The sequence below is a fragment of the Streptomyces sp. 2-1 genome (genome assembly GCF_048564895.1).
Classification (GTDB): domain Bacteria; phylum Actinomycetota; class Actinomycetes; order Streptomycetales; family Streptomycetaceae; genus Streptomyces; species Streptomyces phaeochromogenes.
Genome location: NZ_CP183383.1, coordinates 6,064,271 through 6,078,790, shown reverse-complemented (window position 1 = coordinate 6,078,790; position 14,520 = coordinate 6,064,271). Strand labels below are relative to the sequence as shown.

13 protein-coding genes are annotated in these 14,520 nt (G+C 69.3%); 8 read left to right on the top strand and 5 right to left on the bottom strand.

Annotated features, from left to right (window positions below):
- Positions 1 to 240 precede the first annotated feature (240 nt).
- The 5 genes from ACN20J_RS26925 (at position 241) to ACN20J_RS26905 (ending at position 5,599) form a co-directional block, all read left to right on the top strand.
- A complete protein-coding gene (locus ACN20J_RS26925) occupies positions 241 to 2,472 on the top strand; it encodes an RNA degradosome polyphosphate kinase (protein ID WP_055614689.1) in 2,232 nt (743 codons plus the stop codon).
- On the top strand, positions 2,453 to 3,514 hold the full coding sequence (locus tag ACN20J_RS26920) for a CHAD domain-containing protein (RefSeq protein WP_419666978.1): 1,062 nt from the start codon (positions 2,453 to 2,455) through the stop codon (positions 3,512 to 3,514). The genes ACN20J_RS26925 and ACN20J_RS26920 overlap by 20 nt, the downstream gene beginning before the upstream one ends.
- A gap of 23 nt (positions 3,515 to 3,537) precedes the next feature.
- Complete coding sequence (locus ACN20J_RS26915) at positions 3,538 to 3,972, top strand: NUDIX hydrolase (protein WP_419666977.1); 435 nt, start codon at positions 3,538 to 3,540, stop codon at positions 3,970 to 3,972.
- 492 nt (positions 3,973 to 4,464) lie between these two features.
- Positions 4,465 to 5,304: a hypothetical protein gene (locus ACN20J_RS26910; RefSeq protein ID WP_189836713.1), complete on the top strand. Its 840-nt coding sequence runs from the start codon at positions 4,465 to 4,467 to the stop codon at positions 5,302 to 5,304.
- A gap of 100 nt (positions 5,305 to 5,404) precedes the next feature.
- On the top strand, positions 5,405 to 5,599 hold the full coding sequence (locus tag ACN20J_RS26905; protein WP_189836712.1) for a hypothetical protein: 195 nt from the start codon (positions 5,405 to 5,407) through the stop codon (positions 5,597 to 5,599).
- A 111-nt stretch (positions 5,600 to 5,710) separates the two neighbouring features.
- On the opposite strand, the gene ACN20J_RS26900 is transcribed toward ACN20J_RS26905, so the two are convergent.
- Positions 5,711 to 6,082, bottom strand: a complete 372-nt coding sequence (locus ACN20J_RS26900) for a metal-sensitive transcriptional regulator (RefSeq protein WP_189836711.1) — start codon at positions 6,080 to 6,082, stop codon at positions 5,711 to 5,713.
- 203 nt (positions 6,083 to 6,285) lie between these two features.
- Between ACN20J_RS26900 and ACN20J_RS26895 the strand changes: the two genes are divergently transcribed.
- Together ACN20J_RS26895 and ACN20J_RS26890 are read left to right on the top strand one after the other, a co-directional pair.
- Positions 6,286 to 6,906 carry a DUF47 domain-containing protein gene (locus ACN20J_RS26895; protein WP_055614694.1) on the top strand — a complete coding sequence of 207 codons (621 nt, stop codon included), beginning with the start codon at positions 6,286 to 6,288 and terminating at the stop codon, positions 6,904 to 6,906.
- Positions 6,907 to 6,913: 7 nt separating this feature from the next.
- The gene (locus ACN20J_RS26890; protein WP_189836710.1) at positions 6,914 to 7,912 is read left to right on the top strand and encodes an inorganic phosphate transporter; all 999 of its coding nucleotides are present in this window, start codon (positions 6,914 to 6,916) and stop codon (positions 7,910 to 7,912) included.
- Positions 7,913 to 8,260: 348 nt separating this feature from the next.
- Here the strand turns inward: ACN20J_RS26890 and pstB are convergent, their stop codons facing one another.
- The 4 genes from pstB to pstS all read right to left on the bottom strand — a co-directional run bounded on the left by pstB (position 8,261) and on the right by pstS (position 12,383).
- Positions 8,261 to 9,037 carry a phosphate ABC transporter ATP-binding protein PstB gene (gene pstB / locus ACN20J_RS26885; protein WP_055612687.1) on the bottom strand — a complete coding sequence of 259 codons (777 nt, stop codon included), beginning with the start codon at positions 9,035 to 9,037 and terminating at the stop codon, positions 8,261 to 8,263.
- A 48-nt stretch (positions 9,038 to 9,085) separates the two neighbouring features.
- Positions 9,086 to 10,156, bottom strand: a complete 1,071-nt coding sequence (gene pstA / locus ACN20J_RS26880) for a phosphate ABC transporter permease PstA (protein WP_419666976.1) — start codon at positions 10,154 to 10,156, stop codon at positions 9,086 to 9,088.
- On the bottom strand, positions 10,153 to 11,154 hold the full coding sequence (gene pstC, locus ACN20J_RS26875; protein WP_189836708.1) for a phosphate ABC transporter permease subunit PstC: 1,002 nt from the start codon (positions 11,152 to 11,154) through the stop codon (positions 10,153 to 10,155). The genes pstA and pstC overlap by 4 nt, the downstream gene beginning before the upstream one ends.
- Before the next feature lie 104 nt (positions 11,155 to 11,258).
- Complete coding sequence (gene pstS / locus ACN20J_RS26870) at positions 11,259 to 12,383, bottom strand: phosphate ABC transporter substrate-binding protein PstS (protein ID WP_189836707.1); 1,125 nt, start codon at positions 12,381 to 12,383, stop codon at positions 11,259 to 11,261.
- 497 nt (positions 12,384 to 12,880) lie between these two features.
- Between pstS and ACN20J_RS26865 the strand changes: the two genes are divergently transcribed.
- A complete protein-coding gene (locus ACN20J_RS26865; protein WP_419666975.1) occupies positions 12,881 to 14,446 on the top strand; it encodes an FAD-binding oxidoreductase in 1,566 nt (521 codons plus the stop codon).
- Positions 14,447 to 14,520 lie beyond the last annotated feature (74 nt).

Below are 14,520 nucleotides of genomic sequence, written 5' to 3'. Positions count from 1 at the left end.
GGCGCGGCCCCGACGCCGGGGAGCCGCCCCCCGCTATCCCGCACGTCATGTCGCCGTAACCGGTCATTCAGACGGGCTTGCGACGCTCAGGCAATGAACCCCGCCGCGCCCGAGCCCTCGCCTCCGCCGGAGCACGAGCCCTCGTCCGTGAGGGAGAACGGAAGCCCGCACATCCCCGTACAGCTCCCGCCCGCCCTCTCCGACGCGCCCGTTTCGGCCCCGGCGCGGAAGAATGGGTTCATGAGTCAGCCCAACGCCAGCGCACAGGTCCAGCACCCGCAGCCGTCCGTCGGCTCCATAGCCGCGCACCGCCCGCACACGGTGGCCGCGAACGTCTCCGACCTGGAGCCCGACCTCGACGCCGACCTCGACGCGTACGAGGACACGGTGCAGGACGGTGTCCAGCTTCCCCAGGGCAGGTTCCTCGACCGGGAGCGCAGCTGGCTCGCGTTCAACGAACGGGTCCTCGAACTCGCCGAGGATCCGAACACGCCGCTCCTCGAACGGGCGAATTTCCTGGCTATCTTCGCCAGCAACCTGGACGAGTTCTTCATGGTCCGCGTGGCCGGCCTGAAGCGCCGCATCCACACCGGCGTGGCCACCCGCTCCGCCTCGGGCCTGCAGCCCCGTGAGGTGCTGGAGATGATCTGGGCCCGCTCCCGCGAGCTCATGGCCCGGCATGCCGCCTGCTACCAGGAGGACGTGGCCCCCCAGCTCGCCGAGGAGGGCATCCACCTCGTCCGCTGGAGCGAGCTGACCGAGAAGGAGCAGGCCCGCCTCTTCACGCTCTTCCGCCACCAGATCTTCCCGGTGCTGACCCCGCTGGCGGTCGACCCCGCGCACCCCTTCCCGTACATCTCCGGCCTGTCGCTGAACCTGGCCGTGGTCGTACGGAACCCGGTCTCCGGCCACCGCCACTTCGCGCGCGTCAAGGTCCCGCCGCTGCTCTCCCGCTTCCTGGAGGCCTCCCCGGACCGCTACGTCCCCATCGAGGACGTCATCGCGGCCCACCTGGAGGAGCTCTTCCCGGGCATGGAGGTCCTCGAGCACCACGCGTTCCGCGTCACCCGGAACGAGGACCTGGAGGTCGAGGAGGACGACGCCGAGAACCTGCTCCAGGCCCTGGAGAAGGAGCTCATGCGGCGCCGCTTCGGACCGCCGGTGCGCCTGGAGGTCGAGGAGTCCATCGACCGGTACGTACTCGACCTGCTGGTACGGGAGTTGAAGATCACCGAGGCCGAGGTGTACCCGCTGCCGGGTCCCCTGGACCTCACCGGTCTCTTCGGCATCGGCAAGCTCGACCGGCCCGAGCTGAAGTACCAGAAGTTCATCGCGGGCACCCACCGCGACCTCGCGGAGGTCGAGTCGGCGTCGGCGCCGGACATCTTCGCGGCGCTCCGGGAGCGGGACGTACTCCTGCACCACCCGTACGACTCCTTCTCCACCTCCGTCCAGGCCTTCCTGGAGCAGGCGGCCGAGGACCCGGACGTCCTCGCCATCAAGCAGACCCTGTACCGGACGTCCGGCGACTCCCCGATAGTCGACGCGCTCATCGAGGCCGCCGAGTCCGGCAAGCAGGTGCTGGTCCTGGTCGAGATCAAGGCGCGCTTCGACGAGCAGGCCAACATCAAGTGGGCGAAGAAGCTGGAGGAGGCGGGCTGCCACGTGGTCTACGGCCTCGTCGGCCTCAAGACCCACTGCAAGCTCTCCCTCGTCGTGCGCCAGGAGGGCGAGACCCTCCGCCGCTACAGCCACGTCGGCACGGGCAACTACCACCCCAAGACCGCCCGGCTCTACGAGGACCTGGGACTTCTGACCGCGGACCCACAGGTCGGCGCGGACCTCTCGGACCTCTTCAACCGGCTCTCCGGCTACTCCCGCCGCGAGACCTACCGCCGGCTGCTCGTCGCGCCCAAGTCCCTGCGCGACGGCCTGATCGCCCGGATCAACAAGGAGGTCCAGCACCACCGTGCCGGACGTCCCGCCTACGTCCGCATCAAGGTCAACTCCATGGTGGACGAGGCACTCATCGACTCCCTCTACCGCGCGTCCGAGGCAGGCGTGCCGGTGGACGTGTGGGTGCGCGGAATCTGCGCCGTACGACCGGGAGTCCCGGGCCTGTCCGAGAACATACGCGTACGGTCCATCCTCGGCCGCTTCCTCGAACACTCCCGGGTCTTCGGCTTCGGCAACGGGGGCGAGCCCGAGGTGTGGATCGGCAGCGCCGACATGATGCACCGCAACCTCGACCGCCGTATCGAAGCCCTGGTCCGGGTCACCGACCCGGCGCACCGGGCGGCGCTCAACCGGCTCCTAGAGACCGGCATGTCCGACTCCACTTCCTCCTGGCACCTCGGCCCCGACGGCGAATGGACCCGGCACGCGACCGACGCCGACGGCCAGCCGCTGCGCAACGTCCAGGAGATGCTCATAGACGCCCGGAGGCGCCGGCGTGGCACAGCAACACCTTGACCCCACGGCCGGACCCGTGGCCGGGGACACCCTGGAGGCCTATCTCCAGGCCCAGGCCACGGAGTTCCTCCGCGCGCTGCGCCAGCACCGCGAGACCGGCGGTACGACGGCGACGAACGGCGTGGAGGAGGCTGTGGACGCGGCGCGCGCCCTGCGCCGCTCGGCGCGCCGCATCAGCGGCACGCTGCACACGTTCCGGCCCTTCCTCGACGAGGGCTGGTCGGAGGGCATGCGCCCCGAACTGGCCTGGCTTTCGGGGACGTTGGCCCGCGAGCACGCGTACGGGGCCCGACTGGAACGCCTGTTGGCGGCCCTGCACCGCCTGTCGGGCTCGTCGGCGTTCCCGGCCCAGGCCGCCGATCCCGACGCGCATCCCGGCACACACCCCGGCGCTCGCGCTCAACTCCCTTCGGAGAAAGGCACCTTGACCGTCGGAGCGGCCAAGGCGGGCGCCCTTCTGGAGCGCCAGCTGACCCTGGCCCGGACGCGCGCCCACTCCGCCGCGTTGCAAGCGCTCGGCTCCTCCCGATTCCACGCCGTCGCCGACAACGTCGCCGTCCTCGCCAGCGAGGTCCCGCTGACCGCGTCCGCGTCCGTCACCGGCCTGCGGCCCCTGGCCGCCGCAGCGGAGGAACGCCTCGGCGACGCGGTGGCCGGGCTGCCCCTGATCACCGCGGGCCACCCCTACAACGCGGAGGCCCTCGTCCACGGCCTCTCCGCCGACACGGCCCCGCAGCCCCAGGACTCCCCCTGGCACCAGGTCCGGCTCCTGCTGCGCCTGCACCGCTATGCGCGCGAGGTCCTGTTCGGCGACGAAGCCCCCGTGGACGTACGCCTGTTGACGGCGGGTCAGGCCCTGGACCGGCACCGCGACGCGGCCGAGGCCGCCGCGGCGGCGGCCTCCGCGGCCCGCACCCCGCGGATCGCCCCGGCGACGGCGTACGCGCTCGGGGTACTGCACGCGGACCAGCGACACGAAGTGGAAGCGGCCAGGTTCGCGTTCCAGCGGGCCTGGATGAGGGAGACGGTCGGCACTCCGTGACCCGCGGAGGCCCCGTACACGCGATGGGAGGCCCAGTGCACGCGACGAACGGAGACCCCGTGCTCGCGGCGGGCTGCGTACTGTGGCGCCGCTCGCCGTTCGACGGCGAACTGGAGATCTGCCTGGTCCACAGGCCGAAGTACGACGACTGGTCGCACCCGAAGGGCAAGCTGAAACGCGACGAGGCCACGCTCGCGGGCGCGGTGCGCGAGGTCGAGGAGGAGACCGGCTACCTCTGCGCCACCGGCCCCCGGCTCGCCACGCTCCACTACATGGCCAACGACCGCCCCAAGCAGGTCAGTTACTGGGCGGCCGAGGCGACGGAGGGCCGCTTCGCCCCCAACCGCGAGGTCGACCGCATCCTCTGGCTCTCCCCGACGGGAGCCCGCCACCGCCTCACCCAGCCCCGCGACAAGGATCTCGTCGACGAGCTGCTGGCCGTGCTGCGGCACGCGTAGCGCTGCGCGGCGTGGACGTTTATGACTGTGGGTGCGGTGGGGGCCTGTCGCACAGTTTCCCCGCGACCCTGAAAGCCAAAAGACTGCGCAGTTCTCCGCGCCCCTGATAGTGCGCCCCTGAAGAAGGTGCGGCTCTGGAAGAGGGGGCGCGGCTCAAGGGAGGAAGGGGCACGCTCAAGGGACGAATGGGCACGCTCAAGCCGGAGCCGTCGAGTGGGTCTCCGCGTCGGTGCGGGCCAGGCTGCGTGCTCGCCTCGCCGGGCCTCTCCAGCCGCAGGTGCAGCGCGCCAGGCAGAAACGGCCCTGGTCGACCGTCGTCGTGTGATGTTCCGGAGGGTTGCTCTGCTCCTGCTGCGCCACGGGAACAACGGTACCCACCGCGGGTGAACGGCACCCCAACCCGGGTCCTCGCGTGACAACACCCCCCACCCGTCGTTAAGCGGAACGACAGGAGGCCCGCGCGAGGACGGCCCGGCTGGGGGTTGGCAGGCGATGGTGGAGCGGCAACTGAGACTGCGGGGCAGCGCTGTCGCCCTGGCCGCCGCGACGGCGGGGCTGGTGGTCTGCGCCGCCGGCTGCTCGGGCCCCGGGGCCGCCGCCGAGGACGCGCGGGCCGCCGAGGACCCGGTCGGGATCCTCCACCGCAGCGCGGAGAACCTGGTCCGGGCGGGCAGTTCCAAGGCGCGTACGTCGATGGAGATGGCCACCGGCGGCACCCGCGTGACGATCCGCGGCGAGGGCGTCTACGACTACAAGGGTCAGGTGGGCCGTCTGAAGGTGCTCCTCCCCCAGGACCCGGCCGGCGTCGACGAGCGCCGCCCGATCACCGAGCTCCTCGCGCCGGGCGCCCTCTACATGAAGAACCGCGGCGCCGGCGTCCCGGCCGACAAGTGGGTACGCGTCGACACGGCCACGCTCTCCGACGGGAACCTGGTCACGGGCGGCGCGACCGACCCGTTCGCCGCCGCGGAACTGCTGCGGGGCACGCGGAAGGCGACGTACGTGGGCCGTACGTCGGTCGCGGGCACCGCCGTACGGCACTACCGCGGTACGGCCGATCTCGGCGCGGCGGCGCGCGACGCCTCTCCGGGGAGCCGGGCGTCCCTGCGGGCGGCGGCGAAGGGCTTCGCCACGGCGACGGTCCCCTTCGACGTCTACCTCGACGACGAGGGCCGCATCCGCAAGGTCCGCCACCGCTTCAGTTTCGTGAACGGGCAGCAGAAGGGTACGGTCGCGGTCTCCTCGACGACCCTGCTGTACGACTTCGGAGCCCCCGTCGACGTACGGCTGCCGGACGCGAAAGACATCTACGCCGGACGGATCGCCGAATAGGGAGGCCGGAATGTGCGGGGCCGGAAATGGTCCGTTGGTGCCATGCGCCGTCCGTGGGCCCCTCCCTACTCTAGGAAGTCGGTGACGGCAGGAAGAGGTGATGCACGTGGCTCCGGCGCGCGGTACGGCAGTTCAGGACCACGTGGCCCTCGCCGAGATCGAGCTGTGCGGCGACCTGATCATCGCCGCCTCGGCCGCCCGCGAGGACCGTCTCAGCCCCGACCGCATCGACGAGGTCCTGAAGCTGGCCGAAGAGCGCTTCCTGGAGGAGCACGGCGAGAAGACCGGCGGCTGAGCCTGACGGGCAAGCTCGCGCCCTGTAAGGGGCGCGGGGAACTGCGCACTCGGCCACAACGGTCCCGCACACAACAAGCAGGCCTCACAACCGGCTCCCCCCCCGGAGGGATCACGTGCGCAGGAGCCGCCCGATCGCCTTCGTGGCCTCTTCCACCTTCGCGTCGATCTCCGTGCCGCCCTTGAGGGCCGCGTCCGCGACGCAGTGACGAAGGTGCTCCTCCAGGAGCTGGAGGGCGAACGACTGGAGGGCCTTGGTGGAGGCCGAGACCTGCGTGAGTATGTCGATGCAGTAGACGTCCTCGTCGACCATCCGCTGCAGGCCACGGATCTGGCCCTCGATGCGCCGCAGCCGCTTGAGGTGCTCGTCCTTCTGCTTGTGGTAGCCGTGGATCCCGCGGTCGTGGTCGGTCACGATCTCCTGGGCCCCGGCCTCCTGCGACTCCCCGGAGGGCACTGTGGCGCCGGCCTCGGTGGTCGTCATCGCGTCCTCCTGCTGACTGATACCCCTACCGGGTATATGGTAACGAACTTTGCTGGGTATAGGGCCCTTGGGCAACGTCCTCGAAGGACCCCGTGCTGATCACTGTGCCCGATGGGCGACACTGGTGGGCGGCCGGTTAGCCGTGGCCGGATGATGCGCCTAGCATCAGCCTGACCGAAACCCAAGCAATCCGAGGACCCCACGTGCGATTTCGTCTGACCCCCAGGGAGACGAGCTTCTACGACATGTTCGCCGCATCCGCGGACAACATCGTCACGGGCTCGAAGCTCCTGATGGAACTGCTCGGGGCGGACGCCTCCGGCCGGGCCGAGATCGCCGAGCGTATGCGGGCCGCGGAACACGCCGGTGACGATGCCACGCACGCGATCTTCCACCAGCTGAACTCCTCGTTCATCACGCCGTTCGACCGCGAGGACATCTACAACCTCGCCTCGTCCCTCGACGACATCATGGACTTCATGGAGGAGGCCGTCGACCTGGTCGTCCTCTACAACGTCGAGGATCTCCCGAAGGGCGTCGAGCAGCAGATCGAGGTGCTGGCCCGGGCGGCCGAGCTGACCGCCGAGGCCATGCCGAACCTGCGCACGATGGACAACCTCACCGAGTACTGGATCGAGGTCAACCGTCTGGAGAACCAGGCCGACCAGATCCACCGCAAGCTGCTGGCCATGCTGTTCAACGGCAAGTACGAGGCCATCGAGGTACTGAAACTCAAGCAGATCGTGGACGTGCTGGAAGAGGCCGCCGACGCCTTCGAGCACGTGGCCAACACGGTGGAGACCATCGCGGTCAAGGAGTCCTGACCTTTTCATGGACACCTTCGCCTTGATCGTGACCATTGGTGTCGCGCTCGGATTCACCTATACCAACGGCTTCCACGACTCGGCCAACGCCATCGCCACCTCCGTGTCCACGCGCGCGCTGACGCCGCGGGCCGCGCTCGCGATGGCCGCTGTGATGAACCTCGCCGGCGCGTTCCTCGGCAGCGGGGTCGCCAAGACCGTCAGTGAAGGCCTGATCGAGACACCGCACGGCAACAAGGGCATGTGGATCCTGTTCGCCGCGCTGGTGGGCGCGATCGTGTGGAACCTCGTCACCTGGTACTTCGGCCTCCCGTCCTCCTCCTCGCACGCGTTGTTCGGCGGCATGGTGGGGGCGGCGCTCGCGGGCGGCATCGGTGTCATCTGGTCCGGCGTCCTGGACAAGGTCGTCATCCCGATGTTCGTCTCGCCGATCGTCGGCCTGGTCGCCGGCTATCTGGTGATGTGCGCGATCCTGTGGATGTTCCGCAAGTCCAACCCGCACAAGGCCAAGCGCGGTTTCCGTATCGCGCAGACCGTGTCCGCGGCGGGCATGGCCCTCGGCCACGGTCTTCAGGACGCCCAGAAGACGATGGGCATCGTGGTGATGGCCCTGGTCATCGCGGATGTCGAGGACGCGGGTGATCCGATCCCGGTGTGGGTCAAGATCGCGTGTGCGGTGATGCTGTCACTCGGTACGTACGCGGGTGGCTGGCGCATCATGCGGACGCTCGGCCGGAAGATCATCGAGCTGGATCCGCCGCAGGGGTTCGCCGCGGAGACGACCGGTGCCTCGATCATGTTCACCTCGGCGTTCCTCTTCCACGCGCCGATCTCCACCACGCATGTGATCACCTCCGCCATCATGGGCGTCGGCGCCACCAAGCGCGTGAACGCCGTCCGCTGGGGCGTCGCCAAGAACATCATCCTCGGCTGGTTCATCACGATGCCGGCGGCGGCGCTGGTGGCAGCGGCCAGCTTCTGGATCGTGAACCTGGCGTTCGTGTAGGGCCTTTCTCGCCATCCCTGGCTCAGGGGCTCCGCCCCCGAACCCCCAAAAGACTGCGCAGTTCCCCGCGCCCCTAGGTTTTCAGGGGCGCGGGGAACTGCGCGGCCAGCAACAGCCAACCCGCACCCGACAAACACCCCACGGGGTCTGGGGCGGAGCCCCAGGGGACGATGGGGGTCCCCCCGCTCGAGCGAAGCCGAGAGTGGGGGAGGGTAGGGGCGGCGGGGGCGAAAAGAAAAACCGACGGGCCCGCCCCCCGGAAGCCGGGGGGCGGGCCCTATTGGGCCCCGCGGTGGCACCGCCATGCAGCACCGCGGGGAGTCGGGAGAACAAGCGGAGCGCAACCGCTCAGCCGAAGCGCCCGGAGATGTAGTCCTCCGTGGCCTGCACGGACGGATTGGAGAAGATCCGCTCCGTGTCGTCTATCTCGATGAGCCGCCCGGGCTGACCGACCGCGGAGAGGTTGAAGAACGCCGTCCGGTCGGACACCCGCGCCGCCTGCTGCATGTTGTGCGTCACGATGACAATCGTGAAGCGCTCCTTCAGCTCACCGATCAGGTCCTCGATGGCCAGCGTCGAGATGGGGTCGAGCGCCGAGCAGGGCTCGTCCATCAGCAGCACCTGCGGCTCGACGGCGATCGCCCGCGCGATGCACAGCCGCTGCTGCTGACCACCGGAAAGCCCGGACCCCGGCTTGTTCAGCCGGTCCTTGACCTCGTTCCAGAGGTTCGCGCCCTTGAGCGACTTCTCGACGACATCGCTCAGCTCGGACTTCTTGTAGGAGCCGTTGAGCTTGAGCCCGGCCGCCACGTTGTCGAAGATCGACATGGTCGGGAAGGGGTTCGGCCGCTGGAAGACCATGCCGATGGTGCGGCGCACGGCCACGGGGTCGACCCCGTGCCCGTACAGGTCCTCGTCGTCCAGGAGCACCTTGCCCTCGACCCGCCCGCCGGGCGTGACCTCGTGCATACGGTTCAGCGTGCGCAGAAAGGTGGACTTGCCGCAGCCGGACGGACCGATGAAGGCCGTCACCGAACGCGGCTCGACGGTCATCGAGATGTCTTCGATTGCCTTGTGGGCACTGTAGTAAGCGGTCAGTCCGCTTACGTCGATTCGCTTGGCCATGGGATCTACTTCTTTCGCGGGGGTAAGTCTGGTCGCTGTATGGCCGCGTCAGCGACCGGTCTTCGGGGCCTTCCAGCGGGCGATGCCGCGGGCCGCGAGGTTGAGGATCATGACGATGATGATCAGCACGAGTGCCGCGGCCCAGGCACGGTCGTAGGCTGCGGCGTTGCCGGCGCTCTGAGCGTACTGCTGGTAGATGTAGAGCGGCAGCGACGCCTGAGCGCCCTCGAACGGGTTGTTGTTGATGAAGGCGCTGCCCCACACCAGAAGCAGTACGGGCGCGGTCTCACCGGCGATGCGCGCGACGGCGAGCATCACACCGGTGGTGATACCACCGATGGACGTCGGCAGAACCACCTTGATGATGGTGCGCCACTTCGGGATGCCCAGGGCCAGCGAGGCCTCGCGCAGCTCGTTCGGTACGAGCTTGAGCATCTCCTCCGTGGAGCGGACCACCACCGGCATCATCAGGATGGCGAGAGCCAGCGAACCGGCGAACCCGAAGGGCTCCAGTTTCAGCTGAAGCATGATCGCCAGGATGAACAGACCCGCGACGATCGACGGGATGCCCGTCATGACGTCGACGAAGAAGGTGACCGTCTGCGCGAGCTTTCCGCGCCCGTACTCGACGAGGTAGACCGCCGTGAGCACACCGACCGGCACGGCCATCACCGTGGCGAGGCCGACCTGCTCCAGGGTTCCGATGATGGCGTGGTTGATACCACCGCCGACCTCCGAGTCGGCGACCACACCCATCGAGTGGCTCAGGAAGTAGAAGTCGAGCACCTTCACACCGCGGCTGATGGTCTCCCAGATGAGGGAGGCCAGCGGGATGACGGCGAGGAGGAACGCGACCCAGACGAGGCTGGTCGCGAACCGGTCCTTGGCCTGCCGGCTGCCTTCGACCTTGACGCCGAGACCGTAGCTGACCAGGACGAACAGCAGCGCGGCGATCAGCGCCCACTGGATGCTGCTCTCCAGCCCGGCGGCGGCGCTGATGCCGAGGCCGGCGCCCACGGAGCCCACGGCGACCGCCCACGGGGTCCACTTGGGAAGCCGCGAGCCCTGCAGATTGCTGCTGGGACGCTCGGGGCGCTTGTCCATGACGACGTTGCTCATGCGTTGGCCCCCGAGTACTCCTTGCGGCGGGCGATGATCGCACGGGCCGCGCCGTTGACCAGCAGGGTGATGACGAAGAGGACCAGACCGGAGGCGATCAGGGCGTTGCGGCCCGTCTCGGTGGCCTCACCGAACTTGCTGGCGATGTTCTGGGCGAACGTGCCGCCGCCCGGGTCGAGCAGGCTGGTCTCGATGAGGAAGGACGGCGAGAGCACCGTGGCGACGGCCATCGTCTCGCCGAGCGCGCGGCCGAGGCCCAGCATCGAGGCGGAGATGACGCCGGAGCGACCGAAGGGCAGCACCGACATCCGGATGACCTCCCAGCGCGTGGCGCCGAGGGCGAGCGCGGCTTCCTGGTGCATCTGCGGCGCCTGGCGGAAGACCTCACGGCTCACGTTGGTCACGATCGGCAGGATCATGATCGCGAGCAGGATGCCGACGGTGAACAGGGAGCGCGCGGGGCCGCCCTGCCAGTCGAAGATGCCCGTCCAGCCGAAGTACGAGTCGAGCCAGCCGAACAGACCGTCCATGTGCGGTACGAGGACGAGGGCGCCCCAGAGGCCGTACACGATGGACGGGACGGCGGCCAGCAGGTCGATCACGTAGCTGATCAGCCCGCCGATCCTGCGCGGGGCGTAGTGCGTGATGAACAGCGCGATGCCCACGGAGATCGGGACCGCGATCACCATGGCGATGACCGAGGAGACGATCGTGCCGTAGGCGAGGACCGCGATACCGAACTTCGGCGGGTCGGCGTTGGCCTCCCACTCGAAGGCGGTGAGGAAGTTGGCCTCGTCCTCGGAGATGGCGAGAGCCGCGCGGTAGGTGAGGAAGACCGCGATCGCGGCCATGATCACCAGGAGCAGGATGCCCGAGCCTCGCGAGAGACCGAGGAAGACCCGGTCTCCGGGGCGGGTGGCACCGCGTGCGGCGCGCTTCTGCTCTGTGGTCTGTGTGGTGGGGGGAGGAACTGGAGCGTCTTGAGTAGATATGTCCATTGGGTTCTCCGGTCTGCGGAACCTCGGGGTGCGGGCTCCAGGCGGCGGTGCACCGGACGGTGCGGCCCGCTCCGGTTGCTACCGGTGCGGGCCGCACACTTGGGTCAGCTCAGGCCGGCGACGGTCGTGCGGACCTTCGTGATGATCTCTTCGGGCATCGGGGCGTAGCTGGCGTCCTTGAGGATGGCCTGCCCCTCCTCGCTGGCGAGGTAGGTGAGGAAGGACTTCGTGGCGGCGAGGGTCTCCGCCTTGTTGCCCTTCTCGCACGCGATCTCGTACGTCACGAGGGTGATCGGGTACGCGCCCTCGGCGGTGGGCTTGTAGTTCAGCTCAAGGGCGAGGTCCTTGCCCTCGCCGACGACCTTGGCCTCGGCGATCGCCTTGGTGGCGTTGTCGACGGTGGCCTCGACGGGCGTGGCCGCATCGGTCTTGACGTGGACCGTCTGGGCGTCCTTGGCGTACGAGAGCTCCATGTAGGAGATCGCGCCGGCGGTCTGGGTCACCTGCTGGGCGAGACCGGACGAACCCGTGGCGGACTGGCCGCCCTTGGCCTGCCAGGCCTTGCCGCCCTCGTACTTCCAGTCCGAGGCGGCCGCGGCCTTCAGGTACTTGGTGAAGTTGTCCGTGGTGCCGGAGTCGTCCGAGCGGTGGAACGTCAGGATCTTGGTGCTCGGCAGCTTCGCCTCGGGGTTCAGCTTCTTGATCGCCTCGTCGTTCCAGGTCTTGATCTTGTCGTCGAAGATCTTGGCCAGGGTCGGGGCGTCCAGGACGAGGTCGTCCACACCCGGGAGGTTGTACGACACGGCGATCGGGCCGCCGACCATCGGCAGGTCGATGGCCTGGCTGTCCTTGCAGACCTCGGCGGACTTGGTGATCTCCTCGGCGTCCAGCGGGGAGTCCGAGCCGGCGAAGGCGGTCTGGCCCTGGAGGAAGTTGGTGATACCGGCGCCGGAGCCGTTCGGGTTGTAGTTGATCCGAACGTCCTTGCAGGAGGCCGTGTACTGCTTGACCCAGGCGTCGACCGCGTTCTTCTGCGCGGAGGAGCCGGCCGCGAGCAGCTCACCCTTGGCGTCGTCACACTTGATGGCGCTGTTGGCCGCGGGCGCGCTGGAGTCGCCGCTGCCGCCGCCGGTGTCGTCGGAGCCGCACGCCGTCAGCGCCAGGGCGCCGGAGACGGCGACAGCACCGAGCGAAAGGGCGCGAAGCCGGTTCTTGCGCTGAAGCTTCACTTTCGGGAGTTCCTTCCAGGAGCCGCCGTCTACTGGCGGCGTGCGAGGTCGTGGTGCAGCCTCTCGTCCGCACGAGACTGCCGTCGTACTGCTGCTGACAACTGATATCGATTGGTACGTGAGCGGGCTTCTGCTCGCACGACGTACCGGGTAAGGCCGAAATTAGGCAGATCAGGTGAAGCGGCCGATGGCCGTGGGTGAACGGAGGGTGAACCCCTGCCGTCAGTGCGGTGAGGTCACGGAACGCTTACGGGTAGAACACGTGAGGGTCCCGGCTACCGGAACCACCTCCTTCGGAAGCATCACTCCCCTCTTCCGCCCGCTTCTCACCGCTCCCGCCCCTCCTCTCACCCCTGCACCCACCCCGCATGCTCCAGCGCCCCCATGGCCGAAAATCGGCGGTCCCGAGCAGTCGCGTACGCGATTCCCGGGACCCGCCCGTGGAACCCGGCGGACCGTGGACCCGTCTCGTTCCACGGGAACAACGGGAGGCGCACATGCAACGGCGTACGTTCATAGGTGGCGGCGCCGCGCTCGCGGCGACGGCGGTTTCGGCCGCGTGCACCAGCGGCGCCGGCGGCACCGGCGGGGGTTCCGGGCCGCGGGCCGGTGAGGAGGCCCGTACGTCCGGCACACCGGTGAGGAAGACGAGCACCGCGGCGGACCTCAAGGCCCTGGCGCGGGACCTGGACGGCCCCCTGGTCCGCCCGGGCGAGGCGAACTGGGCGGCGGCCCGCCAGCTCTACAACACCCGCTTCGACTCGCTGAAGCCGACGGCCGTCGCGTACGTCGCTCACGCCGAGGACATCCGTACGACACTCGCGTACGCCCGGTCCCACGCCGTCCCCGTCTCGATCCGCAACGGCGGCCACTCGTACGCGGGCTGGTCCTCGGGCGACGGCCGGCTGGTCCTCGACATCTCGAAGCTCTCCAAGGTCCGGGCCTCCGGCAACGAGGCCGTGGTCGGCGCGGGCGCCAAGCTCATCGACGTCTACCGCGCGCTCGCGGCGAAGGGCGTCACGATCCCGGCCGGTTCCTGCCCGACGGTCGGCGTCTCGGGCCTGACCCTGGGCGGCGGCCACGGCGTCGTGTCCCGTGCCTACGGCCTGACGTGCGACAGCCTCACCCAGGCGACCCTGATCACGGCGGCCGGAAAGCAGCTCACCGCGAGCGCGACGGAGAACGAGGACCTCTTCTGGGCCCTGCGCGGCGCGGGCAACGGCAACTTCGGCGTCGTCACCGAGCTCCGCTTCAAGACCCACCCGGCGCCGCAGGGCGTCGCGGCGTACATGTCCTGGCCGTGGTCCAGGGCCGCCGCCGTCCTCGGGGCCTGGCAGGAGTGGGGCCCCGACCAGCCCGACGAGATCTGGTCCTCGTGCCACTTCGAGAACGCGGCCGGCGGCACGCCCACGGTCTCCGTCTCGGCCTTCTCCCTGGGCACGTACGGCGAACTCCAGAACGCGGTGGACCGACTCGCCGACCGCATCGGCGCCTCCGCCCGCAGCGTCTCCCTCAAGCGCCGCTCCTACGAGGAGTCGATGGAGGTGTACGCGGGCTGCTCGACCTTCCCGGACGACGCCCAGTGCCACCTCCCGGGCGCGACACCGGGCCGCTCCCCCCAGGGCGCCCTGGGCCGCGAGACGTACGCGGGCCGCTCGGACTTCTTCGACCGCTCGATCTCGGCGGCGGGCATCCGGACGCTGCTCGCCCAGATATCGGGGGTCCGGGGCAGCACGGGCAGCATCGCCCTGACCGCCCTGGGCGGCGCCATCAACAGAATCGACCCCACGGCAACGGCCTTCGTCCACCGCCGCTCGCGCATGCTGGCCCAGTACATCGCCGCCTGGCGCCCGGGAACCTCCGGCACCACGTCCAACTCCTGGCTGGCCGAGGCCCACACGGCGATGAGGCCGTACGCATCAGGCGCGGCCTACCAGAACTACACGGACCCGACCCTCACCAACTGGCGCAAGGCGTACTACGGCGAGGCGGCCCCCCGCCTCAAGTCTCTGAAGAAGAAGTACGACCCGGAGACCTTCTTCAAGTTCCCGCAGTCGCTGTAGGGCACGGGCCGACCGGGGCGCGCCCTACAGGGGCGCGGGGAACGGCGCAGTCTTTTGCCTTTGGGGGCGCGGGG

Bases quoted from the DNA above. Each gene is read 5' to 3' on its own strand.
- ACN20J_RS26915 (WP_419666977.1), top strand. From the start codon at position 3,538: ATGGGAGGCCCAGTGCACGCGACGAACGGAGACCCCGTGCTCGCGGCG.
- pstA (WP_419666976.1), bottom strand. From the start codon at position 10,156: ATGAGCAACGTCGTCATGGACAAGCGCCCCGAGCGTCCCAGCAGCAAT.
- pstB (WP_055612687.1), bottom strand. From the start codon at position 9,037: ATGGCCAAGCGAATCGACGTAAGCGGACTGACCGCTTACTACAGTGCC.
- ACN20J_RS26865 (WP_419666975.1), top strand. From the start codon at position 12,881: ATGCAACGGCGTACGTTCATAGGTGGCGGCGCCGCGCTCGCGGCGACG.
- pstC (WP_189836708.1), bottom strand. From the start codon at position 11,154: ATGGACATATCTACTCAAGACGCTCCAGTTCCTCCCCCCACCACACAG.
- ACN20J_RS26925 (WP_055614689.1), top strand. From the start codon at position 241: ATGAGTCAGCCCAACGCCAGCGCACAGGTCCAGCACCCGCAGCCGTCC.
- ACN20J_RS26900 (WP_189836711.1), bottom strand. From the start codon at position 6,082: ATGACGACCACCGAGGCCGGCGCCACAGTGCCCTCCGGGGAGTCGCAG.
- ACN20J_RS26905 (WP_189836712.1), top strand. From the start codon at position 5,405: ATGCACGTGGCTCCGGCGCGCGGTACGGCAGTTCAGGACCACGTGGCC.
- ACN20J_RS26890 (WP_189836710.1), top strand. From the start codon at position 6,914: ATGGACACCTTCGCCTTGATCGTGACCATTGGTGTCGCGCTCGGATTC.
- ACN20J_RS26910 (WP_189836713.1), top strand. From the start codon at position 4,465: ATGGTGGAGCGGCAACTGAGACTGCGGGGCAGCGCTGTCGCCCTGGCC.